The organism is Brachybacterium sp. (assembly GCF_036379615.1).
GTDB lineage: Bacteria > Actinomycetota > Actinomycetes > Actinomycetales > Dermabacteraceae > Brachybacterium.
Genome location: NZ_DASVGJ010000061.1, coordinates 86639 through 108914 on the forward strand (window position 1 = coordinate 86639; position 22276 = coordinate 108914).

At 71.5% G+C, this 22276-nt stretch carries 27 protein-coding genes and 1 tRNA gene; 19 read left to right on the plus strand and 9 right to left on the minus strand.

Annotation, left to right across the window (positions count from 1 at the left end; all coding sequences use genetic code 11):
* Positions 1-182 precede the first annotated feature (182 nt).
* From rplU to VF289_RS12725, 11 genes are all read left to right on the plus strand, one after another.
* Positions 183-491, plus strand: coding sequence for a 50S ribosomal protein L21 (rplU, locus tag VF289_RS12675; protein ID WP_330884253.1), 309 nt, complete (start codon positions 183-185; stop codon positions 489-491).
* Positions 492-525: 34 nt separating this feature from the next.
* Positions 526-780 carry a 50S ribosomal protein L27 gene (gene rpmA, locus VF289_RS12680; RefSeq protein ID WP_330884254.1) on the plus strand — a complete coding sequence of 85 codons (255 nt, stop codon included), beginning with the start codon at positions 526-528 and terminating at the stop codon, positions 778-780.
* Between the two features lie 102 nt (positions 781-882).
* Positions 883-2415: a GTPase ObgE gene (gene obgE / locus VF289_RS12685; protein ID WP_330884255.1), complete on the plus strand. Its 1533-nt coding sequence runs from the start codon at positions 883-885 to the stop codon at positions 2413-2415.
* Positions 2412-3557, plus strand: a complete 1146-nt coding sequence (gene proB / locus VF289_RS12690; RefSeq protein ID WP_330884256.1) for a glutamate 5-kinase — start codon at positions 2412-2414, stop codon at positions 3555-3557. The genes obgE and proB overlap by 4 nt, the downstream gene beginning before the upstream one ends.
* Before the next feature lie 183 nt (positions 3558-3740).
* A complete protein-coding gene (locus tag VF289_RS12695) occupies positions 3741-5015 on the plus strand; it encodes a glutamate-5-semialdehyde dehydrogenase (protein ID WP_330884257.1) in 1275 nt (424 codons plus the stop codon).
* 89 nt (positions 5016-5104) lie between these two features.
* Entirely contained in the window at positions 5105-5296 is a 192-nt protein-coding gene (locus tag VF289_RS12700) for a hypothetical protein (protein ID WP_330884258.1), read from the plus strand.
* A gap of 5 nt (positions 5297-5301) precedes the next feature.
* The gene (nadD, locus tag VF289_RS12705; protein WP_330884259.1) at positions 5302-5907 is read left to right on the plus strand and encodes a nicotinate-nucleotide adenylyltransferase; all 606 of its coding nucleotides are present in this window, start codon (positions 5302-5304) and stop codon (positions 5905-5907) included.
* Positions 5904-6497: a hypothetical protein gene (locus VF289_RS12710; protein WP_330884260.1), complete on the plus strand. Its 594-nt coding sequence runs from the start codon at positions 5904-5906 to the stop codon at positions 6495-6497. Before nadD ends, VF289_RS12710 begins: the two co-directional genes overlap by 4 nt.
* Positions 6494-6871, plus strand: a complete 378-nt coding sequence (gene rsfS / locus VF289_RS12715) for a ribosome silencing factor (protein ID WP_330884261.1) — start codon at positions 6494-6496, stop codon at positions 6869-6871. Before VF289_RS12710 ends, rsfS begins: the two co-directional genes overlap by 4 nt.
* A 20-nt stretch (positions 6872-6891) precedes the next feature.
* Positions 6892-7500 (plus strand): histidine phosphatase family protein, encoded by a 609-nt coding sequence (locus tag VF289_RS12720; protein WP_330884262.1) that lies wholly within the window; start codon positions 6892-6894, stop codon positions 7498-7500.
* A 53-nt stretch (positions 7501-7553) separates the two neighbouring features.
* Positions 7554-7626, plus strand: a tRNA-Ala gene (locus VF289_RS12725).
* A gap of 89 nt (positions 7627-7715) precedes the next feature.
* Here the strand turns inward: VF289_RS12725 and VF289_RS12730 are convergent.
* From VF289_RS12730 to VF289_RS12740, 3 genes are read right to left on the minus strand one after another with little or no spacing between them, the layout of a single operon-like run.
* The gene (locus VF289_RS12730; RefSeq protein ID WP_330884263.1) at positions 7716-8732 is read right to left on the minus strand and encodes an NAD(P)H-dependent flavin oxidoreductase; all 1017 of its coding nucleotides are present in this window, start codon (positions 8730-8732) and stop codon (positions 7716-7718) included.
* Positions 8729-9361 carry a GyrI-like domain-containing protein gene (locus tag VF289_RS12735; protein ID WP_330884264.1) on the minus strand — a complete coding sequence of 211 codons (633 nt, stop codon included), beginning with the start codon at positions 9359-9361 and terminating at the stop codon, positions 8729-8731. Before VF289_RS12735 ends, VF289_RS12730 begins: the two co-directional genes overlap by 4 nt.
* Positions 9358-9831: a MarR family winged helix-turn-helix transcriptional regulator gene (locus VF289_RS12740; protein ID WP_330884265.1), complete on the minus strand. Its 474-nt coding sequence runs from the start codon at positions 9829-9831 to the stop codon at positions 9358-9360. The genes VF289_RS12735 and VF289_RS12740 overlap by 4 nt, the downstream gene beginning before the upstream one ends.
* Before the next feature lie 27 nt (positions 9832-9858).
* On the opposite strand from VF289_RS12740, the gene VF289_RS12745 reads away from it, so the two are divergent.
* On the plus strand, positions 9859-10704 hold the full coding sequence (locus VF289_RS12745; protein WP_330884266.1) for an alpha/beta hydrolase: 846 nt from the start codon (positions 9859-9861) through the stop codon (positions 10702-10704).
* Here VF289_RS12745 and VF289_RS12750 read toward each other — a convergent pair.
* The 6 genes from VF289_RS12750 to VF289_RS12775 are packed head-to-tail and all read right to left on the minus strand — an operon-like array spanning position 10691 to position 15315.
* The gene (locus tag VF289_RS12750) at positions 10691-11281 is read right to left on the minus strand and encodes an endonuclease III (RefSeq protein WP_330884267.1); all 591 of its coding nucleotides are present in this window, start codon (positions 11279-11281) and stop codon (positions 10691-10693) included. The two genes, VF289_RS12745 and VF289_RS12750, sit on opposite strands and share 14 nt — an antisense overlap.
* Positions 11278-12276, minus strand: coding sequence for an ABC transporter ATP-binding protein (locus tag VF289_RS12755; protein ID WP_330884268.1), 999 nt, complete (start codon positions 12274-12276; stop codon positions 11278-11280). The genes VF289_RS12750 and VF289_RS12755 overlap by 4 nt, the downstream gene beginning before the upstream one ends.
* 8 nt (positions 12277-12284) lie before the next feature.
* A complete protein-coding gene (locus VF289_RS12760) occupies positions 12285-13055 on the minus strand; it encodes an ABC transporter permease (RefSeq protein WP_330884269.1) in 771 nt (256 codons plus the stop codon).
* Entirely contained in the window at positions 13052-13834 is a 783-nt protein-coding gene (gene modA, locus VF289_RS12765) for a molybdate ABC transporter substrate-binding protein (protein ID WP_330884270.1), read from the minus strand. The genes VF289_RS12760 and modA overlap by 4 nt, the downstream gene beginning before the upstream one ends.
* On the minus strand, positions 13831-14253 hold the full coding sequence (locus VF289_RS12770) for a TOBE domain-containing protein (protein ID WP_330884271.1): 423 nt from the start codon (positions 14251-14253) through the stop codon (positions 13831-13833). Before VF289_RS12770 ends, modA begins: the two co-directional genes overlap by 4 nt.
* A gap of 39 nt (positions 14254-14292) precedes the next feature.
* Positions 14293-15315, minus strand: a complete 1023-nt coding sequence (locus tag VF289_RS12775; protein WP_330884272.1) for a YeiH family protein — start codon at positions 15313-15315, stop codon at positions 14293-14295.
* Between the two features lie 71 nt (positions 15316-15386).
* On the opposite strand from VF289_RS12775, the gene VF289_RS12780 reads away from it, so the two are divergent.
* From VF289_RS12780 to VF289_RS12810, 7 genes are all read left to right on the plus strand, one after another.
* Positions 15387-16349 (plus strand): LysR substrate-binding domain-containing protein, encoded by a 963-nt coding sequence (locus VF289_RS12780; RefSeq protein WP_330884273.1) that lies wholly within the window; start codon positions 15387-15389, stop codon positions 16347-16349.
* A 22-nt stretch (positions 16350-16371) separates the two neighbouring features.
* Positions 16372-16755: a cupin domain-containing protein gene (locus VF289_RS12785; RefSeq protein ID WP_330884274.1), complete on the plus strand. Its 384-nt coding sequence runs from the start codon at positions 16372-16374 to the stop codon at positions 16753-16755.
* A 38-nt stretch (positions 16756-16793) separates the two neighbouring features.
* Positions 16794-17849 (plus strand): NYN domain-containing protein, encoded by a 1056-nt coding sequence (locus VF289_RS12790; RefSeq protein ID WP_330884275.1) that lies wholly within the window; start codon positions 16794-16796, stop codon positions 17847-17849.
* 80 nt (positions 17850-17929) lie between these two features.
* Positions 17930-18304 (plus strand): DoxX family protein, encoded by a 375-nt coding sequence (locus VF289_RS12795; RefSeq protein ID WP_330884276.1) that lies wholly within the window; start codon positions 17930-17932, stop codon positions 18302-18304.
* Between the two features lie 70 nt (positions 18305-18374).
* Entirely contained in the window at positions 18375-19337 is a 963-nt protein-coding gene (locus VF289_RS12800; RefSeq protein WP_330884277.1) for a squalene cyclase, read from the plus strand.
* Between the two features lie 212 nt (positions 19338-19549).
* Entirely contained in the window at positions 19550-21193 is a 1644-nt protein-coding gene (locus VF289_RS12805; RefSeq protein ID WP_330884278.1) for an ABC transporter substrate-binding protein, read from the plus strand.
* The gene (locus VF289_RS12810) at positions 21190-22275 is read left to right on the plus strand and encodes an ABC transporter permease (protein WP_330884279.1); all 1086 of its coding nucleotides are present in this window, start codon (positions 21190-21192) and stop codon (positions 22273-22275) included. Before VF289_RS12805 ends, VF289_RS12810 begins: the two co-directional genes overlap by 4 nt.
* The last annotated feature ends 1 nt before the right edge of the window (position 22276 follow it).

A 22276-nucleotide genomic window follows, 5' to 3' on the forward strand; every position in this document is an offset into this window, starting at 1 on the left:
GGATCGTAAGCTGTTCTCTGGCGCAAAACGCGTCGCAGTCGCGTTTCCGGTGGACATCGCCGACCGCATCTCCCGCTCGGACCTCGCGGTCCGGGACAGGTTGACGGTCGCAGGTCCGCGGTGACACCCGGCAGGGAACTCGGCTCGACAGGCAATTCCAATTCACAAGATGGAGCATTGACGTGGTGTACGCAATCGTCCGCGCAGGCGGTCGTCAGGAGAAGGTGTCGGTCGGTGACACCATCGTGATCAACCGTGTGGCAGGCGAGGCGGGCGACAACGTCGATCTCGCTCCCGTGCTGCTGGTCGACGGTGACACGGTCACCTCGGCCCAGAACGAGCTCGCGAAGGTGAAGGTCACCGCCGAGAAGGTCGAGGACCTCCGCGGCGAGAAGATCCGGATCCTCCGCTACAAGAACAAGACCGGTTACAAGAAGCGCCAGGGCCACCGCCAGGAGCTCACCCGGCTGAAGATCACGGGCATCGCCTGAGCGATCCCTTCGACTAGACAAGGATTGATTCCAGATGGCATCAAAGAAGGGCGTCAGCTCCTCCAAGAACGGGCGTGACTCCAACGCCCAGCGTCTCGGCGTCAAGCGTTTCGGCGGCCAGGTCGTCGGCGCAGGCGAGATCATCGTGCGTCAGCGCGGCACCAAGATCCACCCCGGTGACGGTGTGGGTCGCGGGAACGACGACACCCTGTTCGCGCTCACCGCGGGCACCGTCGAGTTCGGCCGCAAGCGCGACCGTCGAGTGGTCAACGTCGTCGAGACGGTCTGACCGCTCGCCCCGGATCCCGGGGCACACAGCGTCCTTCGAGGGGCGGAGCCGAACGCTCCGCCCCTCGAGGCTTTTCTCCCCTTTCACCATCGGAGTGCACCCATGGCCACATTCGTCGACCGCGTCGAGCTGCAGGTCTTCGGGGGATCGGGCGGGCACGGCGCCGCCTCGATCCGCCGCGAGAAGTTCAAGCCCCTGGCCGGACCCGACGGTGCCGACGGCGGCCGCGGCGGCGACGTGATCCTCGAGGTCGATGCGTCCACCACGACGCTGCTGGAGTACCACCATCGCCCCCATCAGCGCGCCACCGGGGGTGGCTTCGGCAAGGGCGACCTGCGCCATGGCGCCCGCGGAGAGGACCTCGTGCTGCCGGTGCCGGACGGCACCGTCGTCACCTCCGAGGACGGCACGGTGCTCGTGGACATGACGGGCATCGGCACCCGGTACGTGGCCGCGCGCGGCGGCAGCGGGGGCCTGGGCAATGCCGCGCTCGCCTCCCGGCAGCGCAAGGCCCCCGGCTTCGCGCTGCTCGGCGAGCCCGGGCAGGAGCGCACGCTGGTGCTCGAGCTGAAGTCCGTCGCGGACGTCGCACTGGTCGGCTATCCCAGCGCCGGCAAGTCCTCGCTGATCGCGGCGATGAGCGCCGCCCGGCCGAAGATCGCCGACTATCCCTTCACCACCCTGGTGCCGAACCTCGGCGTGGTCGAGGCCGGACAGCATCGCTACACCATCGCGGATGTCCCCGGGCTGATCCCCGGGGCGAGCCAGGGCAAGGGTCTGGGCCTCGAGTTCCTGCGCCACATCGAGCGCTGCCACGTGATCGTGCATGTGCTGGACGCGGCCTCCCTCGAGTCCGATCGGGATCCTGTCACCGACCTCGCCACCATCGAGAACGAGCTGGCGACCTATGCCGCGAGCCTCGACGAGGAGACCGAGGGCCGGGTGCCGCTGATGCAGCGCCCCACCGTGGTGGTGCTGAACAAGACCGACCTCCCCGACGGCGCGGACATGGCCGACTTGGTGCGTGCGCAGCTCGCCGAGCGCGACGTGCCCGTTCTCGACATCTCCGCGGTCTCCCGCAAGGGGCTGCGTGAGCTCTCCTTCGCCCTCGGCGAGCTCGTGGAGCAGGCCCGCTCGGCGCTGCCCGCGCCCGAGGCGGCACCGATCGTGCTCACTCCGCGCGCCGTCGACGAGAGGCCCTTCCAGGTCGTCACCGAGCAGTACGACGGCGCCACCGCCTTCCGGGTCCAGGGCGACAAGCCCGAGCGCTGGGTGCGCCAGACCGACTTCACCAACGACGAGGCCGTCGGCTACCTCGCTGATCGCCTGGCGACGCTCGGCGTCGAGGACCAGCTGTATGCCGCCGGTGCGGTCGCCGGGTCGACCGTCCTGATCGGCCCCGGTGACGATGCGGTGGTCTTCGACTGGGAGCCGACGATGGTGGGCGGTGCCGAGATGCTGGGCCGACGGGGCCAGGACGACCGCTTCGCGGACCACTCCCGCCCCACCCGAGAGGCGAAGCGCGAGCAGCAGCGCGCCCGCACCGAGGCCCGGATGAACCGCATCGCCGCCATGGAGGCGGAGCGGAAGGCGGGGCACTGGTCCGATCCGGCAGAGGACGAGGGGCCTCGGTGAGCATCGCGGACCTGCGTCAGCCCGGCCGGCTGACCTCCCGTGACACTCTGCCCACCGCCCGCCGGATCGTCGTCAAGATCGGCTCCTCGAGCCTCACCGACGGGCGTGGACAGCTGGACCAGGAGCGGGTGCGGGCCATCGCCGAGGTCGCCGCCGCCCAGGCGGCCCGCGGCACCGAGATGGTCATCGTCTCCTCCGGGGCGATCGCTGCGGCGCTGGGTCCGCTGGGCCTTCCCGAGCGGCCCGCCGCGGTCGAGCTCCAGCAGGCCGCCGCGAGCGTGGGCCAGGCGCTGCTGGCCACTGCGTGGCAGAGCGCCTTCGCCCGCCACGGCCTCATCACCGGCCAGGTGCTGCTCACCGAATCCGATGTCATCGGCCGCCAGACCTACCGCAACGTGCGCTCCGCTCTCGAGGCGCTGCTGGGACTCGGCACGGTCCCGGTGGTCAACGAGAACGACACCACCGCCACCCATGAGATCCGCTTCGGGGACAACGACCGTCTCGCCGCCCTGGTCGCCCAGCTGCTCGGAGCCGATGCGCTGATCCTGCTCACCGACGTCGACGCCCTCTACACGGCCCCGCCGCGGGAGCCCGGCGCGGAGCGCATCGGCCTGGTCGAGGACGTGGCGCGCCTGGACGGGGTGAGCATCGGCTCGGTGGGCTCCAAGGTGGGCACCGGGGGGATGGTCACCAAGCTCTCGGCGGCGCAGCTCGCCTCCACCACGGGCACCGCGGCGCTGATGACCTCCGCCGAGCAGTTCGCCCACGCCCTGGCCGGTGCGGATGTGGGCACCTTCTTCCCCGCCCACCTCGGCCGTCGCCGCTCCCGGCTGGTGTGGCTGCGCTTCGCGACCCGAGGCGCGGGCACCGTGCAGCTGGACGAGGGCGCGTCCCAGGCCGTGCGCAGCCGCCGCCGCTCCCTGCTCGCGGTGGGGATCACCGAGGTGCAGGGCACCTTCCCGGCCGGGGTCCCGGTCGACGTCGCCGCCCCGGACGGCGAGGTCATCGCCCGCGGCATCGTCTCCTTCAGCAGCGATGAGCTGCGGGCCATGGCCGGACGCGGCACCGACAAGGCCCGGGAGGAGCTGGGGGAGCGGTTCCGCCGACCCGCGATCCACCGCGACCAGCTGGTGGTGCTCTAGCTCAGCGGTGCACGGCACGCGCCGACCGCCGCGCACAGCAGCAGGCACCTCCACGGCCAGGTCACGACCGTCTCGACGCGCTGCAGCACAGGGTCCTCGGCGGACGACCGCAGACGCGGGAGCGGGACGTCTGCTGGGCGGACGGCCCGGGATGCAGTGACGCCCCGCTCGTAGACTCCGGGCATGAGCACCTCTGTCGAGAACTCCGTCCTCGCCGCCGCCCGCGCCGCGAAGGACGCGCAGCCGGCGCTCGCCCGCCTGCACCGCGGGGCCAAGGACCGCGTGCTGGGGGCGATGGCCGAGGCACTGGTCGCGCGGGCCGAGGAGATCGTCTCGGCGAACGCGCGCGATCTCGCCGCCGCCGACGAGTCCGGCATCGCCCCGGGGCTGCGGGACCGGCTCGCCCTGGACCCTGAGCGGGTGGGCGCGATCGCTCAGCAGCTGCGCGACGCGGCGGCGCTGCCCGACCCGATCGGCGAGGTGATCCGCGGCTCCGTGCTCGACAACGGCCTCGAGCTGCGCGAGGTGAGGGTGCCGATGGGCGTGATCGGAATGGTCTACGAGGCGCGGCCCAACGTCACCGTCGACGCCGCGGGCCTCGCCCTCAAGGCAGGCAGCGCCGTGGTGCTGCGCGGCGGCTCCGCGGCCCTGCACTCCAACACCGCACTGATCGCCGTGCTCCGCGACGTGCTCGCCGAGCAGGGGCTCCCGCGTGACCTGGTCGTCGGGATCGATGAGCACGGCCGGGACGGCGTGGACGTGCTGATGCGCTCCCGCGGGCTGGTGGACGTGCTGATCCCGCGCGGTGGGGCCGGTCTGATCCGTCGGGTGGTGGAGAACTCGCTGGTCCCCGTCATCGAGACCGGCACCGGGAAGACCCATGTGCTGGTCGATGCGAGCGCGGATCTCGACCAGGCCGTCGACATCGTCGCCAACGCCAAGCTGCAGCGCATCGGGGTCTGCAATGCGCTCGAGACGCTGCTGGTGCACCGAGATATCGCCGCCGAGGCGCTGCCGCGACTGACGGCCCCGCTCGTCGAGGCCGGGGTGCGGCTGCATGCCGACGAGCAGGCCGCCGCCCTGCTGGAGGGGACGGGCGCCGAGGTGGTCCCGGCGACCGCCGAGGACTGGGACACCGAGTATCTCGCCCTCGAGCTGGCCGTGGCGGTCGTCGAGGATCTCGATACGGCCCTCGTCCACATCCGGGAGCACTCCACCGGGCACACCGAATCGATCCTCACGCGCGACCTGCGCAGCCAGCAGCGGTTCCTCGCCGAGGTCGACTCCGCAGTGGTGATGGCCAACGCCTCCACCCGCTTCTCCGACGGCGGCGAGTTCGGCTTCGGCGCCGAGATCGGCATCTCCACCCAGAAGCTGCACGCGCGCGGTCCGATGGGGCTGCGGGAGATCACCGCGAGCAAGTGGCTCGTGGTGGGTCAGGGACACGTGCGGCCGTGACCCGACTCCCATCACGCGCGTCGACGGTCTGAGCGTGCGCGCCGCTGTGGGATGATGGCCCGGTCACCCGTGGAAAGGCCTCCTAGACCATGATCGATCAGCTCATGATCCTCGCCGAGTCCGGCGCGCATGCCAGCGAGGGCATCAGCGCCCCCGCCGTCGGCATCGGCATCTTCATCATCCTGATGGTGCTGCTCGGCTTCACCTGGCTCACCGGCGGTGCGCACCACCGCAGCCTGGACAAGAAGCAGCACGAGCACACCGCCGACACCGACCACTGAACCCCGTGGAGCTGCAGCGACGACGGATCGGCGTGATGGGCGGGACCTTCGATCCCATCCACCACGGCCACCTCGTCGCCGCCAGCGAGGTGCAGAGCGTCTTCGGTCTCGACGAGGTCGTCTTCGTCCCCACCGGTCGCCCCTGGCAGAAGGTGGAGCAGGAGATCTCCGACCCCGAGCATCGCTATCTGATGACGGTGGTCGCCACTGCCGCGAACCCGGTCTTCACCGTCTCACGCGTGGACGTCGACCGCCCCGGCGCGACGTACACCAGCGACACCCTGCGGGATCTGCACCGAGAGCATCCCGATGCGGATCTCTTCTTCATCACCGGGGCGGACGCTCTGCAGAACATCCTCACCTGGAAGGACACCGAGGAGATCTTCGAGCTCGCGCACTTCGTCGGCGTCACCCGGCCCGGGCACGAGCTCGACACCTCCGGGCTTCCCGAGGACGGCGTGACCCTCATCGAGGTCCCGGCGATGGCGATCAGCTCCACCGACTGCCGCACCCGGGTCGCCGCCGGAGCACCGGTGTGGTACCTGGTGCCCGACGGCGTCGTCCAATACATCAACAAGTACGCCCTCTACACAGGAGGTGACGGCCGATGACCGTGCCCGAGACCACTCCGCGGCGCGGACGCCGCGCCCGTGCGCTGAGCCCTGAGGAGAGTGCCGCGCTGGAGGCCCGCACCGCGCGGGAGGCGACCGGCGAGCAGGCGGCCGTCCCGGGGGTGCGTGGCGCGGTCGCTCCGCCCACGGCCGACGCCCCCGCGCCCATGCTGCGCAAATTCGGTCGCCGTGCGCGCATCATCGAGCTCAGCGAGCAGACGGCGCCCGAGGCGGAGCCGGCGCCCGCTGCCGCACCATCGCTCGGTCCCGATGTCGCCCGGGACCACGACGGCGTCGAGCTCGGCGAGCTGTCGGTCACCGACGCTCCGGATCCGCGCCCGGCCCCGCGCTTCGAGGGCAAGGTGCTGCACCGTCCGGAGCGCAGCGGCGGCCGTGCCCTGGTCTGGCTGGTGTGGGCGCTGATCGCCGTCGCCCTCGTGGTGCTCGTCGCCCTGCTGCTGACCGGGGTGATCGGCCCTGCGTCTGCATCTGCCACTGCCTCTGCACATGCCAGCGCCGCGGACGTTCTCGCGGCCCTTCCGTTCGACCCGCCCTTCGATCATCCCGTCCTGGAGGAACCTGCCGCGTGAGCGCTCCTGAAGAATCTCTCGACCTCGCCCGGGTGGCCGGCCAGGCCGCCGCCGACAAGCTCGCCCACGAGGTGATCGGCCTCGACGTCTCCGAGCTGGTCGTCATCACCGACGTCTTCCTCGTCTGCAGCGGTGACTCCGAGCGGCAGGTCTCCGCCGTCGTCGACGGCGTCGAGGAGGCGCTCCTGAAGGAGCGCCGTCGCAAGCCTCTGCGTCGCGAGGGCGAGAAGGATGCCCGCTGGGTCCTGCTGGACTACGGCGACATCGTCGTGCACGTCCAGCACGCCGAGGACCGTGCCTACTACGCGCTCGAGCGGCTGTGGCGCGACGCCCCGGTCCTCGACCTGCAGATCGAGCGGGACCGCCCAGAGTGAGGGCCGCCGGGACACGGCTGGTGCTCGTGCGCCATGGCCAGACGGAGTACAACCGCGAGGGCCGGCTGCAGGGCCAGGTCGACATCCCGCTGAACGAGACGGGGATCCGCCAGGCCGAGTCGCTGGCGGCCGCGGTCACCGCAGATCCTCCGGACGTGATCGTCGCCTCGCCGCTCGGGAGAGCGCTCGAGACCGCTCGGATCATCAGCCGCGGCACCGGACTGGAGATCACGACCGACGAGGCCTTCCTCGAACGCGGCTTCGGCCGGTGGGAGGGCCTCCGCGGCGAGGAGATCCACCGTCGTTGGCCCGCCGAGCATGCTGACTGGCGAGCGCACCGTCCCGTGCTCGGGCTCGGCGTCGAGGACCGACCGGTGGTGGGGGAGCGGGTCGCCGCCGCCTGCCGTGAGCTGGTCGCCGCGCACGAGGGCGGGACCGTGATGGTGGTGGCCCATGGCGCCGCGATCACGCTCGGCATCACCACCCTGCTGGGCCTGGACGCCAACGGCTTCCGCGGGCTCTCCGGACTCGAGAACTGCCACCGCTCGGTGCTCGAACCGCTCATCGACGAACCCGCGAACGGCCTGATGAGGTTGGTGTCACACAACGTCGCTCCGGATTTCCGCTGACCTCGGGTGACGTGTAATATCGTCCCGTCGCCCCGAGGGGCGGCACCCGATGAGGGGCTATGGCGCAGTTGGTAGCGCGCTTCCATGGCATGGAAGAGGTCAGGGGTTCGAATCCCCTTAGCTCCACTCGAGAAACCGTGAGACAGTGACTCGTCAGAAGGGCCCCACCGCGAGGTGGGGCCCTTCTGCTATGAAGGCTCTGCTGCCCGGGGAGCTCAGATCCCCTTGGCGAGACGCACGATGACGTCCGCCGCAGAGCCTTCGGGAGCACTGCGCCAGCCGGTGCCGGCCCACAGGTGCAGGTGCTGTGGGTTTCCTGCCACGCCCGCTGCACGGCGCAGCTCGCGGGTGAGGTGGTGGACCTGCGGGTAGCCCGTCGGCGCGGAGGCGTGGTGGGCGTCCGTGAAGGTGTTGCGCAGGGAGCGGGCGGTGCGGCCGGTGAAGGCGCGGGTCAGCACCGTCTCCCGGAACGAGGGGTCCGCGAGCGCGGCGCGATGGGTGGGGGAGGTGCCCGCCTCGTCGGTGCGCAGCAGCATCGTGCCGGTGACCGCGCCTTCCGCACCGGCGGCGAGGATCTGACGCACCGCGACCGGTCCGTCGACGCCGCCTGCGCCCAGCAGCGGGAGATCCACCGAGGCTCGTACCTGCCGCACCAGCTCCTCGGTGCGGATCGGGGCCAGGGTGCGGGAGGGATCGTGGGTCGCGCTGTGCCCGCCGGCGCTCGGCCCCTGCACCACCAGTCCGTCCACTCCCAGGTCAGCGGCCGCACCGGCCTCCTCGGGGTCGGTGACGCTCACGAGCACGGTGGTGCCGACCGCCTGCAGAGCGGCGACCGCCTCAGCAGGAGGGAGCGAGAAAGTGAAGGAGACCACCGGCACCGGATCCTCGCGCAGCAGAGCGAGCTTCGCGGCGACGTGGTCATCGTCCCGGTGGGGCACCGGATCCAGGGCGATCCCGAAGCGTGCGGCGTCCTCCTCCAGCTCCCGCGCATAGGCGGCGAAGGCGCTCTCGTCGACCTCCCACGGCGGCAGCACGAAGAGGTTCACCCCGAAGGCGACTCCGAGGTCCCGGGCCGCGGCGATGTCGGCGGCGAGCGCCTGCGGCGAGAGATTGCCTCCGGCCAGGAAGGGGAACGCGCCGGCTGCGGAGACGGCCCGGGCGAGCGCGATCGAGGAGGGGCCGCCGGCCATCGGGGCGGCGACCAGGGGGAGACGGGAGTCCAGGAGCCTCATGGGCTGATCCTCTCAGGTCCGTCCCCCGTCGTGGCATCGCGGACGACGGGCTGGCGCAGGATCGTGCGGAGCTTCTCGGGGGCCGCCCGCCGGGGATCGCCCAGGTAGATCTCGTGGTGCAGACCGTGCAGGGCGAGCCCTCGCGCCGGGATCTCCTCGTCGTGCATCCGCGCGAGCAGCGGTCCCTCCGCGTCATAGGTGCCGATGTGCAGGGTCTGCAGGCAGAGACCCTCGTCGAAGGACTCCCAGCACACGTCGTCGGCGTCCTCGAAGTGCTCCTCGACATGCTCCGCCGTGAGCCACGGCGGGGTCATCATCAGCAGCCGCCAGTGCCAGCGGGTCCTGTCCCGTGCGGTGGTGAAGGCGTCCATGTCCTGGGCCCACCACAGGCCTTCGAGGGGCGGCACCACGTAGTCCTGTCCCAGCTCCCGCCGGCTGAAGAACTTCAGCCGGTAGGCCAGGGGATACAGGGCCTGCAGTGCTGCGTCGTAGTCGGCGGAGGTGTTCGGATCGCCGGCGCCGTCGATCATCAGATAGTGCGTGCTCGGCACCTCGAGGAGCTGGAACTGCCCGCGCCGTGCCCGGTATCGCTCCAGAGCCTTCTTCACGTCGAACGTCGTCGCGGTCACGCTCCGGCCCCCCTCTCGATGTCGATCAGCGCCTGCTCCATATGGTGCAGGACCCGCAGCGTCCCGGCCAGCTCGGCTCGGGTGAGGTCCCCGCCCACGCGGCGCAGCAGCTCGTGCTCGCGAGCGTGCACTCCGTCGATCGCGGCCCGCCCGCTCGGCGTGAGGTGCACGAGCGAGGAGCGACGGTGGGCGGGGTTCTCGCGCAGCTCGACGTGTTCCGCCTCCCGGGCCTCGTGCACCATCCTCTGGGTGAACTGCCGGCTGAGGTCCTGGGCGCGCGCCAGCTGAGGGACCGTCCGGTCCCCACCGCGGCGCAGCTGATCCAGCACATTGCGCACGCCGACGGAGAGGCCGCTGAGCTGCTCGTCGTGCTCCACCAGACGGGCGACCCGGCGGTACACCGGGCCGAGGGCGACGTAGATCTCGCCGAGGCGGTCGGCGAGCTGATCCGGGGTGAGGGGTTCCGTCATGGCACCAAGTATGACACCTTGGGTGTCATGTTTCCGGAGACACAGCTCCTCGACCTCCCCGACCAGCGCATCGCCTACGTCCGGTCCGCCCCGCCGGACCGGCCCGCCTCGCCGCCCCTCCTGCTGCTCCACGGCGGCGCCGTGGACAAGCGCAGCTGGCACCCGCAGCTGACCTCCTTCCCCGAGCACTGCGTCCTGGCGATCGATGCCCGAGGGCACGGGGAGTCCTCCGATGCCGAGGCGCCGTACCGCCTTGCCGACGACGTCATCGCGCTCATGGACGCCCTGGACATCGAACAGGCAGTCCCCGTCGGCGTCTCCATGGGCGGCGGCACCGCGACGGATCTCGCCCTGGAGCATCCTGAGCGCGTCGCCGCACTCGTCGTCGTCGGCACCGGAACCAGCGAGCCCGAGTTCACGGACCCCTGGGTGCTGCGGACCTTCGCGGACTGGAAGGCCGCCGAGCAGGGGAGCGACCTCGACGCCTGGATCCAGGTGCTGCAGCGCTTCACCGCTGGTCCGCGACGCACGCGGGAGGACGTCGCCCCCGCCGTCTGGGAGCTGATCGGCACCATGGCGCGTGACACCGTCACCCACCACCTGCGGCTCGGCCAGGACGGCCTGCCCCTGCCGCCCCTGCCACCGACCCCGGTGACCGACACCTGGGCGCGACTGCCGCAGATCGAGGTCCCCGTGCTGGCGGTCGGCGGAGCGTTCGACAGCAGCGATCACCAGGAGCTGGGCAGGCGCCTGGCCGCCACCGTCGGCGGACCGGGACGCTATGTCGAGATCCCGGATGCCGCCCACTACCCGAACCTCGAGCATCCGGCGGCCTTCGACGCCGAGGTGAGGAAGCTGCTCAGCGGCCTCTGAGCTTTCCCTCCTCGACGATCAGCCCGTGCAGCTCCGCGAGCTCCGGGACGTCCAGGCCGGCGTCGGCGAGCGCCGGCTCGACGGCACGGCGGAAGGCCCGGTAGGTGCCCGGCACCTCCGCGCCACGATCGCTCAGCACCCGCCGGGCGTACTCGTCGCAGAGGAAGGCGGGCCGCCTGAAGCAGTACAGCGAGAGCGCATCCGCCGTCTCCTCGCCGACGCCGTCCACGGTGAGCAGCTCGCTGCGCAGCTCCGCATCGCTCAGCGCACCGACGGCGCCGGCGCGCTCGGCCCACCAGCGGGCGAGCGACCGGACGCGGTGGGGCTTGCTGCGCGGGAAGCCGGCGGCCCGCACCAGCGGGCGCACCGTCGCCTCGTCGGCCGCGGCGAGGGCGGGGGCCTCCAACAGGCCTGCCCCGCGCAGCGAGGCGATCGCCGTGGCGGCCTGGGCCCAGCGGCTGCGCTGGACGAGGACCGCGCCGACGGCGATCTCGAAGGGCTCCTCGCCCGGCCACCACCAGCCCTGCGGGCCGTGCCGGGCGCGGAGCTCACGATGCAGGGCGCGCAGATCGATCATGACGGGTAGGTTGTCACGGCGTCGGGCGGGACCTCCAGGTGCACCGTCGCACCGGGCTCGAGATGCCGGGCGGCGACGTCCTGCGGCGGCAGGTCCGCAGAGAGGTCCTCCGTGCGGACCCGCACCAGATCCCCGCTGGGGGCGAGGGAGCGCACGGTGCGAGGGAGTCCCCCCGAATCCAGGGAGCGCACCGACGCGGGGCGGAAGACGGCGTGCACCGCACGGCCTCCGCAGGGCGCAGCGGGCGCCGGCAGTCGGGAACCGTCCGCGAGGACCACAGCCTCACCGTCGTAGCGGCCGGTGACCAGGTTCAGTCCCGCGAAGCGGGCGGTGAACGCGGTGCGGGGACGGGCCAGCAGCTCCTGCGTCGGCCCCTGCTCGACCACACGGCCCCCCTCGAGCACGGCGATCCGGTCGGCGAGGGCGAGGGCATCGAGCACGTCGTGGGTGACGATGACGGCGGTGCGCGGGGCGAGGAAGCGCCGCAGCAGCTCCCGCAGCGCCGGGGCGACATCGATGTCGAGCGCGGCCATCGGCTCGTCCAGCAGCAGCAGGCGAGGGTCCGCGGCCAGGGCACGGGCGATCGCCACCTTCTGCCCCTGCCCGCCCGAGAGGCCGGAGGGCCGACGGTCCGCGAGCTCGGGGATGCCGAGCTCGGACAGCCACCGGCCCGCCTCATGGCGTGCCTGCGCGCGGGCCATCCCCTGCGAGCGCAGGGGGAACATGATGTTGCCGCGCGCCGTGAGGTGCGGGAAGAGCATCGGATCCTGGGAGAGGGTGGTGACCTTCCGCCGGTGCGGAGGGACCCAGGTGCGCTCGCCCGTCAGCACCCGCTCGTCGAGGACCACCTCGCCGCGCGCAGGCCGCAGGGCTCCGGAGATCAGGGACAGGACCGTGGACTTCCCGGCACCGTTGGGGCCGACGAGGGCGAGGGTCTGCCCGCCGGTGACCGTGAGGTCGACCTCGACACCGCGCTCGGGGACTGCGGCACTCATGTGCAGGCTCATGTCGGCACCCGTCGACGCGTCACGGCGATCACCAGCACCGCGACGACCATCAGCACGAAGGACAGCGCCACCGCGGCCTCCGGATCGCTCTCCCGCTGCAGGTAGATCTCCAGCGGCAGCGTGCGCGTGGTGCCCTGCAGCGAGCCCGCGAAGGTGAGGGTGGCGCCGAACTCGCCGAGCGCCCGGGCGAAGGAGAGCACCGTGCCCGAGAGCAGGGCGGGCATCACCAGCGGCAGCGTCACCCGCAGCAGCACTCGTGAGGGGCCGGCTCCGAGGGACGCGGCCGCCGTCTCGTAGCGGGTGCCGGCGGTGCGCAGCGCACCCTCGAGGCTGATCACCAGGAACGGCAGGGCCACGAAGGTCTGCGCGATCACGACTGCGGTGGTGGAGAAGGCGATCTGCACGCCGAGCACCTCGAGATGGCGGCCCAGCAGCCCCTGCCGTCCGAAGGTGTACAGCAGGGCGATGCCTCCCACCACCGGCGGCAGGACCAGCGGGAGCAGCACCACGGAGCGCAGCAGCGACAGACCGCGGAAGGCGGAGCGGGCCAGCAGCAGCGACAACGGCACGCCCAGCACGACGCAGAGCACGGCGCTGAGCGCGGAGGTCTGCAGGCTCAGGCGCAGCGCCGAGAGGGAGGACTCGCTGGTGATGAGCGCCCCGAAGTCCTGCCATCGCACCCGCAGCGCCATCGAGACCAGCGGCAGCAGGACGAGGAGCCCGCCGAGCAGCGCCGGGAGCAGCAACCAGCGGGGGAGGGACCTCATCTCCGGGCGAATCCGTATCCGGCGAGGATCTCCTGGCCGGCGTCACCCACGACGAGGTCGACGAACTCCTGGCCGAGCTCGGCGTTCTCGGCGCCCTTCACGGTGGTGATCGGGTAGACGTTCACGGCGTCGGCGGCCTCGGGGAGGGCGATGCCCTCGACGGCGTCCCCGGCCCTGTGCACGTCGGTGACGTAGACCAGGCCCGCGTCCGCCTCCCCGGTGGTGACCTTGTTCAGCACATCGGTGACGGACTGCTCCTCGCTGACCGGTGCGAACTCGAGTCCGGCCGCCTGCTCGACGGTCTCGGCGGCGGCACCGCAGGGGACCACTGGCGCGCAGACGACGAGGTTCAGGCCGTCAGCGGTCAGGGAGCGCAGAGAGGTCACGCCTGCCGGGTTGCCCGCGGGGACCGCGATCATCAGCGTGTTGGCGGTGAAGTTCGCCGGATCGGCACCCTGGAGCCCGGCCTGGACGAGAGTGTCCATGGTCGAGGTGTCCGCCGAGGCGAAGACGTCCGCCGGAGCGCCCTGGCGGATCTGCTCGACCAGGGTGGAGGAGCCGGCGAGGGTGAGCTCCACCTCGACTCCCTCGTGCTCGGACTCGAACCTCTCGCCGATCTCCTCGAAGGGCTCCTGGAGGGATGCGGCGGCGAACACCTGCAGCGTGACGGTCGCGGTGCCCGCGTCAACGGTGCCATCGGTGCTCTCGGCACCTGTGCAGCCTGCGGCCAGCAGGGCGAGTCCTGCCGCGGCGGCGGTCAGGCGGGAGCGGCGCGTCATGCGGTCTCCCCTGCTCGAGGGCGGTCCGGCGCGGCCTCCACCACGACCTGCGTGGCCTTCACGACGGCGGTCGCGACCGTCCCGGGTTCGAGGCCCAGCTCACGGGCGGCCTCGCTGCTCATCAGGGAGACCACGCGGAACGGGCCGCACTGCAGCTCGACCTGCGCCATCACGGTGTCCATGACGACGTTCGTCACCAGCCCCACGAAACGGTTGCGGGCCGAGGACGGACTCTGTCCGTGCACCTCCGGCGTCACCGCCAGCTCCCGCGCCAGACGGGCGACCTCGGTGCCCTCGAGCACCTTGCGGCCCGCGGCGTCGCTGTGCGCGACGAGCGTCCCCTTCTCGATCCAGCGCCGGACGGTGTCCTCGCTGACGCCGAGGAAGGTCGAGGCCTCACGAATGCGCATCTGCGTCATGGCAGTGAGCATACAGCCGCATATGCGGGGGCGTTCGGGTTACGCGGTCAGCAGCACTCCGGCGAGCGCGAGTGTGGCCACCAGCAGGGTGGACAGGGCGGCGAGAGCCAGCGGACGCGGCCCCACCCGGAGCAGGTGGCGCACCTTCACGCCGGTCCCGAGAGCGAACATCGCCGCGGCGAGCAGCACGGTCTGCAGCAGAGAGCCTGCCTCGAGCACTCCCGCGGGCAGCGGGACGACGGAACGCAGCGCCACCATCGCCAGGAAGCCGAGCACGAACAGCGGCACCAGCGGGGGCCGTTTCCCGTCGGCCGCCCCCGTGCGCCGCTGCTGCAGGCTGAGCACGGCCATCACCGGGGCGAGCATCAGCACCCGGGCGAGCTTGACGATGACGGCGATGGTGAGCGCCGCCCCGCCGAGGGCGCCGCCGGCGGCCACCACCTGGGCGACCTCATGGATCGAGGCCCCGGCCCAGAGCCCGGCGGTGCGGGGGGCGAGGTCCAGCAGTGCGGCGACGGCCGGGACCGCGACGATCATCACGGTGCCGCACAGCACGACCAGGGCGATCGCGGTCACGGTGCGCTCCTCGTGCTCGTCCTCGGGATCGGTGACGCCCGCGGCAGCGGCCACCGCCGCCGCCCCGCAGATCGAGAATCCGCAGGCCACCAGGATCGTCAGGTCCCGATCGACCCCGAGCGCCCGGCCGATGGCGAGGGTGCCGAGGATCCCGCCGGCCACCACCGCCGTCACCACCGCGAGCATCGGCGCGCCGAGCGCCAGCAGGTCGCCGAGGACGACCTGCAGCCCCAGCAGCACGATTCCGGCCCGCAGGAGCTTCTTCGCGGCGAAGGACAGTCCCGGGGAGAGCGCGGCGGGCAAGGTGGAGAGGTTGGCCATCACGATGCCGAGGATGATCGCGATGATCAGCGCGCTGACCCCGGGCAGCAGCCGGGACGACAGCAGCGAGACCGCCGCCACCGCAAGGGCGACGGCGACCCCGGGCACGGGAGACCCGGGAGAGTGGGGCCGGGCCGGAGCAGCAGAGGCGGTGGGGAGAGACATGGACTGCACCGTCCCATCACCGCGTCCGTCCCGGTAGAGAGCACTTCGGGACCCGGGCATATGATTCTGATATGCCTGATGCCCGATCGACCTCGCAGGCGCTGCCGACGTCGCAGACCCTGCCGACCTCGCAGGCGCTACCGAACCTGCAGGCCCTCTCGCTGTTCCTCGCGGTCGTCGACGAGGGAGGGCTCGGGGCGGGAGCGCGACGGCTGGGCATGCACCAGCCCAACGCCAGCCGGTTGATCGCCCGGCTCGAGGCGGAGGCCGGCACCGCCCTGCTGGACCGCGACCCACGCGGCTCCCGCCCCACCTCGGCCGGGCTGCTGTACGCCGCGCACGCCCGTGAGCTGCTCGACGCGGCCGAGGAGTTCTCCGCCTGGCTGCGCCACAGCCGCGACGAGGACGCCCGGGAGCTGCGGGTGGGGGTGAGCATGACCATCGCCGAACACCTCATGCCCGCCTGGCTCACCGAGCTGCGGCGCCGCAGCCCGCGCCTGAGAGTGGATCTCGAGGTGCTGAACTCGACCCAGGTGCTCGCCGGGATCCATGACGGCAGGCTCCAGCTCGGCTTCGTCGAGACCCCGCACGTGCCTCGCGGCGTGAATGCGAAGACGCTCCGGGAGGACGAGCTGGTGGTGGTCGTCGCGCCCGGGCATCGGTGGGCGGATCGCACCGACGGACTGGATCCCGAGGAGCTCGCCGCGACCGCACTGGTGGTGCGGGAGGGCGGCTCCGGCACGCGGGACGCCTTCGAGGAGCTGCTGCCCGCGGCGGCCCGCACCCCGCCGGTGCAGGAGCTCGGCAGCAACGCCGCGGTGCGGATCGCGGTGGCCTCCGGGGCGGGCCCGGCGGTGCTCAGCATGCTCGCGGTGCGCTCCGCGCTCGAGGCCGGCCAGCTGTGCCGGGTGCCGGTCGCGGGGACGCGCCTGTGCCGCGTGCTCACCGCGGTGTGGGGCGGCCCCCGCCGTCTCAGCGGGTCCGCCGCCGAGCTGGTCGCCGTCGCCTCGAACCCGGCCGATGCCGGCCGCTGAGCGGGACCGGTAGGTTCGGGCCATGCCGATCCTCACCAACACCGCCGACCAGCCCGACGAGCCCCGTCGCGGAGCCGTCTGGTCCATCGCCGAGACCGACCGCGAGCTGGACTCGAACCTCATCCGACTGCCCGCCGGGGAGCACATCCCGGCGCACGTCGGCGCCGAGGTCGACACCCTGGTGCACGTGGTGAGCGGGCACGGCGCGCTGCTCACCGAGGAGGGCGAGGAGCCGCTGCGGGCAGGGGACGTCGCCCTGCTCCCGCGCCGCACCGTGCGCGGGTTCCGCGCCGGCGAGGACGGGCTCGAGTACCTGACCGTGCACCGCAGGCGCCAGTCGCTGCGCATCGGCAGCAACCCCGACAGCGGCACCGGCCCCGACGGCACGCGTCCCGCCGACGCCTGAGGTCGTCGGCACCCCGCGCCAGGGGGCAGACTGGACCCATGGCAGAGACTCAGGATTCCCGCGTCGCCGTCTACCTGGACTTCGACAACATCGTCATGTCCTGGTACGACCGAGTGCACGGACGACAGGCGTACAGCCGTGACCGCCAGCGCATCGCGGAGGACCCCACCGAGCCCGAGATCGCCGAACGGCTCGCCAAGGCGACCGTCGACGTCGGCGCCGTCATCGACTACGCCGCCTCCTTCGGCTCCCTCATGCTCACCCGTGCCTATGCCGACTGGTCCTCCCCGGTCAACGCGATCTACCGCAGCCAGCTGGTGGCCCGCGCCGTGGACCTGGTCCAGCTGTTCCCCGCCGCGGCCTATGCGAAGAACGGCGCCGACATCCGCCTGGCCGTGGACACCGTCGAGGACCTCTACCTCATGCCGGATCTCACCCACGTGGTGATCGTCGCCGGAGACTCCGACTACGTGCCCCTCGCCCAGCGCTGCCGGCGCCTGGGCCGCTATGTGATCGCGATGGGCGTGGCCGGCTCGACGGCGAAATCCCTGGCAGCGGCCTGCGACGAGTTCGAGTCCTATGAGAATCTGCCGGGCGTGGAGCGGCCCGCCGCCCCGCAGCGGAGCCGGTCCCGGCGCGGCGGGAACGGCGCGGCACAGGCCACGGCCGGGCAGGGAGCGGCGGGGCAGAGCACGGCCGGACAGGGTGCCGGTGACGGCGCGAGCAGCGGGGAGAGCGGGAACCAGCGCACCCGGACCCGTCGCTCCGCCGACGCCGACGCCAAGGCCCGCGCTGCCGAGCGTGCGGCCGAGGAGGCCGCCGAGGCGGCGGAGGACGCCGAGGAGGACGAGGTGGGCGAGGACCCGCGGGAGGCCGCGACCCGCCTGCTGCAGCGCGCGCTCCAGCTCGGGGATCGCGGGGACAGCGAGTGGCTGCACGCCTCGGCGGTGAAGTCCCACATGCGCCGCATGGATTCCTCCTTCAGCGAGAAGGCGATCGGCTACAAGTCCTTCAACGACTTCCTCAAGGGGAACGCCGAGATCGCCGAGCTCGAGGAGAGCGGCCACGAACGTCTGGTGCGGGCGCGGGACTGACCTGGGCCTCCGGCGAGGCGTCGTGACATGCGCCACGGCGGTGGGGGATACTGGGACATCTCGTCGAAGGAGGCGCTGTGATGAACCTGGTGCTGTGGATCCTGGCCTTCCTGCTCGCTGCGGTCTTCGTCGGCTCCGGGGTGGCGAAGATCGTCACGGCCCGAGACCAGCAGATCGACCGCACCCCCTATGTCGAGGACTTCCCCCAGAGCGTGATCCGAGGGATCGGGGCGCTGGAGATCCTCGGCGCGATCGGGCTGATCCTCCCGGCGCTCGTCGACGTCGCCACGATCCTGGTGCCGCTGGCCGCCGCCGGCCTCGCGATCACGATGGTCTTCGCGGCGCTCGTGCACATCCGCCGCGGGGACGGCATGACGGCGGCCCTGCCGTCGATCGTGCTGGCCGTCCTGTCGGTGGTCGTCGCCTGGTCGCGATTCGGGCCTTTCCCGCTGTGATCGCGCCTGCGGCGCGGACGTCGTCCCCTGCGGGCTTGTCCCCGCCGCCCGTCACGGGGAGGATCGGGCGATGACCCCCGACGACGTGATCCCCTGGCTCCTGGACACCGATCCCGCGCTGCGCTGGCAGGTCGAGCGCGATCTGCTCGACGCCCCGGAGGCGACCTGGCGGGCCACCCGTGCCCGGATCACCCAGGAGGGCTTCGGTGCCGAGCTGCTGTCCCGGCAGGATCCCGCGACCGGGATGTGGGCCGGCGGCGCCTTCTTCCCTGCCGGCTTCTTCGACGACCCCGCGCACCAGGATCTGCCCGGCCAGCCCTGGACCGCCACCACCTGGACGCTGACCACCCTGCGGGAATGGGGCATGGACGCCGCCCCGCTGCGCGCCCGCGACACCGCGTCCCGTCTCGCCCGGCACGCACGCTGGGAGTACGACACGTCCCTGCCCTACTGGGGCGGAGAGGTCGACGTCTGCATCAACGCGATGACCCTGGCCAACGGGCTCTGGCTGGGAGCCGACGTCGACGGCCTCGCCCAGTGGTTCCTCGAGCACCAGATGGACGAGGGCGGCTGGAACTGCGAGTGGGCGGAGGGCTCCCGCCGTGCCAGCTTCCACTCCACCCTCAATGCCCTGCGAGCCCTGCACGAGCATGAACGGCACACCGGTGGCAGCGACGCGACCCGCGCCGCCCGACGGGCGGGGGAGGAGTACCTGCTGGAGCGGAACCTGACCCGCCGCCGCAGCACCGGAGAGCTCGTCGGCCCCTGGGTGGACCACTTCCTGTACCCGCCGCGCCACATCTATTCCGCCCTGCGAGCCCTGGACCACTTCCGGGACATCGGACGCCGCGATCCCCGCATGCAGGAGGCGGTGGGCATGGTCCAGGACGCCCAGCAGGCGGATGGCACCTGGCTCCAGCAGCACGCGCTGCTCGGCCAGGTCTGGTTCGACGTCGATGTGCCGATCGGCGAGCCCTCGCCCTGGCTGACCCTGCAGGGACTGCGGGTGCTGCGCTGGTGGCAGGAGGGCTGAGAGCCTCGTGGACCCCCGCCGGCGGGCGTCGTCCCTTCAGGAGAGGGGGATCACGGTTCGGTCACGGGATCCGCCGCGACCGGGTGGTGCCGGGGCCTGCACCGCGCGGCTGTTAGCGTGCAGGGCACGATCGGTGCGCCGCGTCACATGCGGTGACCGCCCTCACGACGCCGTGACCCACGCGGCGCCTCCCTCATCCCCTGGAGGACCCGATGTTCGATGCCGCACTGACTCCCACCCGCCGCGCGATGCTGGTCTCGATGGCGGGCGTGCCCGTCCTGCTCACCGCCTGCGCGGAGACCACCGAGAGCGGAGGCTCCGGCGGGTCGGACGGCGGAGGGGGCGGCACCCTCACCGTCGGCACCACCGACAAGGTCACCGCCCTGGATCCCGCGGCCGCGTACGACAACGGCTCCTCGACCGTGTGGACCCAGTGCTACTCCTACCTGCTGAACACCTCGATCGGTTCGGAGGACGGCCGACCGGAGCCCGATCTCGCCGAGACCGCGGAGTTCACCAGCGACACGGTCTTCACCGTCACGCTCAAGGAGGGCCTCACCTTCGCCAACGGCAACGAGCTCACCTCGGAGGATGTCAAGCACACCTTCGACCGCCAGCTCGCGATCGCCGACCCCAACGGCCCCTCGAGCCTGCTGGGCAACCTCGACAAGATCGAGATCATCGACGACCTCACCGTCGAGTTCCACCTCAAGGAAGCGGGCGACCAGACCTTCCCGTACGTGCTGACGAGCCCCGTGGGGCCGATCGTCGACTCCGAGGTGTTCCCCGCCGACGAGGTCCTGCCCGACAACGAGATCGTCGCGGCCGAGGCCTTCTCCGGCCCGTACAAGATCACCAGCTGGAAGATCAACGAGCTGGTCACCTTCGAGGCCTTCACGGAGTACAAGGGCCTGTTCGGCACCCCCGCCACCTCGAGCGTGGTGATGTCCTACTACGCGGACCAGAACAACATGAAGCTGGACATCCAGCAGGGCAACATCGACTGCGTGTGGCGCTCGCTGTCCGCGACCGACATCGCCGATCTCGAATCCGATGACGCGGTCGCCGTCCACGAGGGCCCCGGTGGCGAGATCCGGTACATCGTCTTCAACTTCGACACCAACCCCTACGGCGGCAAGACCGAGGACCCGGATCCCGCGAAGGCGAAGGCCGTGCGCCAGGCCGTGGCCGATCTGCTGGACCGCCAGGCGATCTCCGAGTCGGTCTACAACGGCACCTACACGCCGCTGTACTCCTATATACCCGAGGGTCTGCCCGGCTCCGGCACCCAGTTCCAGGACCTCTACGGCGACGGCTCGGGAGGTCCGGACCCCGAGCGCGCCCGGAAGCGCCTCGAGGATGCGGGCGTGGAGATTCCGGTGTCGCTCAGCCTGCAGTACAACCCGGACCACTACGGCAACTCCTCCGGTGACGAGTACGCGGCGGTGAAGAACCAGCTGGAGGCCGACGGGCTCTTCGCCGTGGACCTCAAGTCCACCGAGTGGGTCCAGTACTCCGAGGACCGTGTCGCCGATGTCTACCCGGCCTATCAGCTGGGCTGGTTCCCCGACTACTCGGATGCGGACAACTACCTCTCGCCGTTCTTCGCCACCGAGAACTTCCTGGTCAACCACTTCTCGATCCCCGAGGTCGACGAGCTGATCGCGACGCAGCGCGGAACCCAGGATCCTGACGAGCGCGAAGCGCTGTTCGTCGAGATCCAGGACCTCGTGGCGGAGGAGATCTCGACCCTGCCGCTGCTGCAGGGCGCTCAGATCTCGGTGTCCACCGCGGAGGTCCAGGGTGTCACCCTGGACTCCTCCTTCAAGTTCCGCATCTCGCCGATCTCGAAGTGACCACCGCTCTCGATCCCGAGGTCGACACCGCCCCCCGGCGCTCGCGCAGGCGAGCGCCGGGGGGCGGCCTCGGCCGCTACATCCTGATCCGGTTCCTGCTGATCATCCCCACCGTCTTCATCCTGATGACGATGGTGTTCTTCCTGATGAGGATCACCGGTGACCCGCTCACGGCAGCCCTCGGCGGCCGTCTCACCCCGGCCGAGCTCGCCGAACGGCGCGCCGAGGCCGGCTACGACCGCCCGCTGATCGTGCAGTACTTCGACTACCTCGGCGGGGTGCTGCGGGGCGACTTCGGCACCACCTACTCCGACAACACCCCGGTCTCCGAGGTGCTCACCACCTATGGGGCGGCGACCTTCGAACTGGTCATGTACGCCCTCGTGGTCGCGCTGCTGCTCGGCGTGCCGCTGGGCATGATCGCGGCCCGCACCCGTGATCGCTGGCCCGACGCCGTGCTGCGCATCGTCGCGATCCTCGGATATGCCACGCCCGTGTTCTTCGTGGGCCTGCTGCTCAAGCTGGTCTTCTCCGTGGGGCTGGGCTGGCTGCCGGTCGCCGGACGGCTCTCCACCGGTGGCCAGATCACCATGAGCACGATCCTGAACCCCTCGCCGTTCTACCTGCTGGATGCGCTGCGACTGGGGGACATGGCGCTCCTGGGCGACGTGCTCGAGCACGCGATCCTGCCTGCCGTGGCACTGGGCATCCTCACCGGCGGCATCTTCCTGCGCCTGGTGCGCACGAACATGATCGGCACGCTGGAGATGCAGTACATCGAGTCCGCCCGCTCCCGCGGTGTGGCCGAGTCCCGGCTGACCACCCGCCACGGTCTGCGCCCCGCTCTGATCCCCATCATCACCGTGATGGGCATGCAGGTCGCCCTGATGCTCGGCGGTGCCGTGCTCACCGAGACCACCTTCGAATGGAACGGGCTCGGCTACATGCTGGCCGAGTACATGAAGGCCCGCGACTACGTCGCCGTGCAGGGCATCGTCATGATGCTCGCCGTGATCGTCGCGGTCTCGAACTTCGTGGTCGACGTGATCGCCGCGCTCATCGACCCCAGAGTGAGGTACTGAG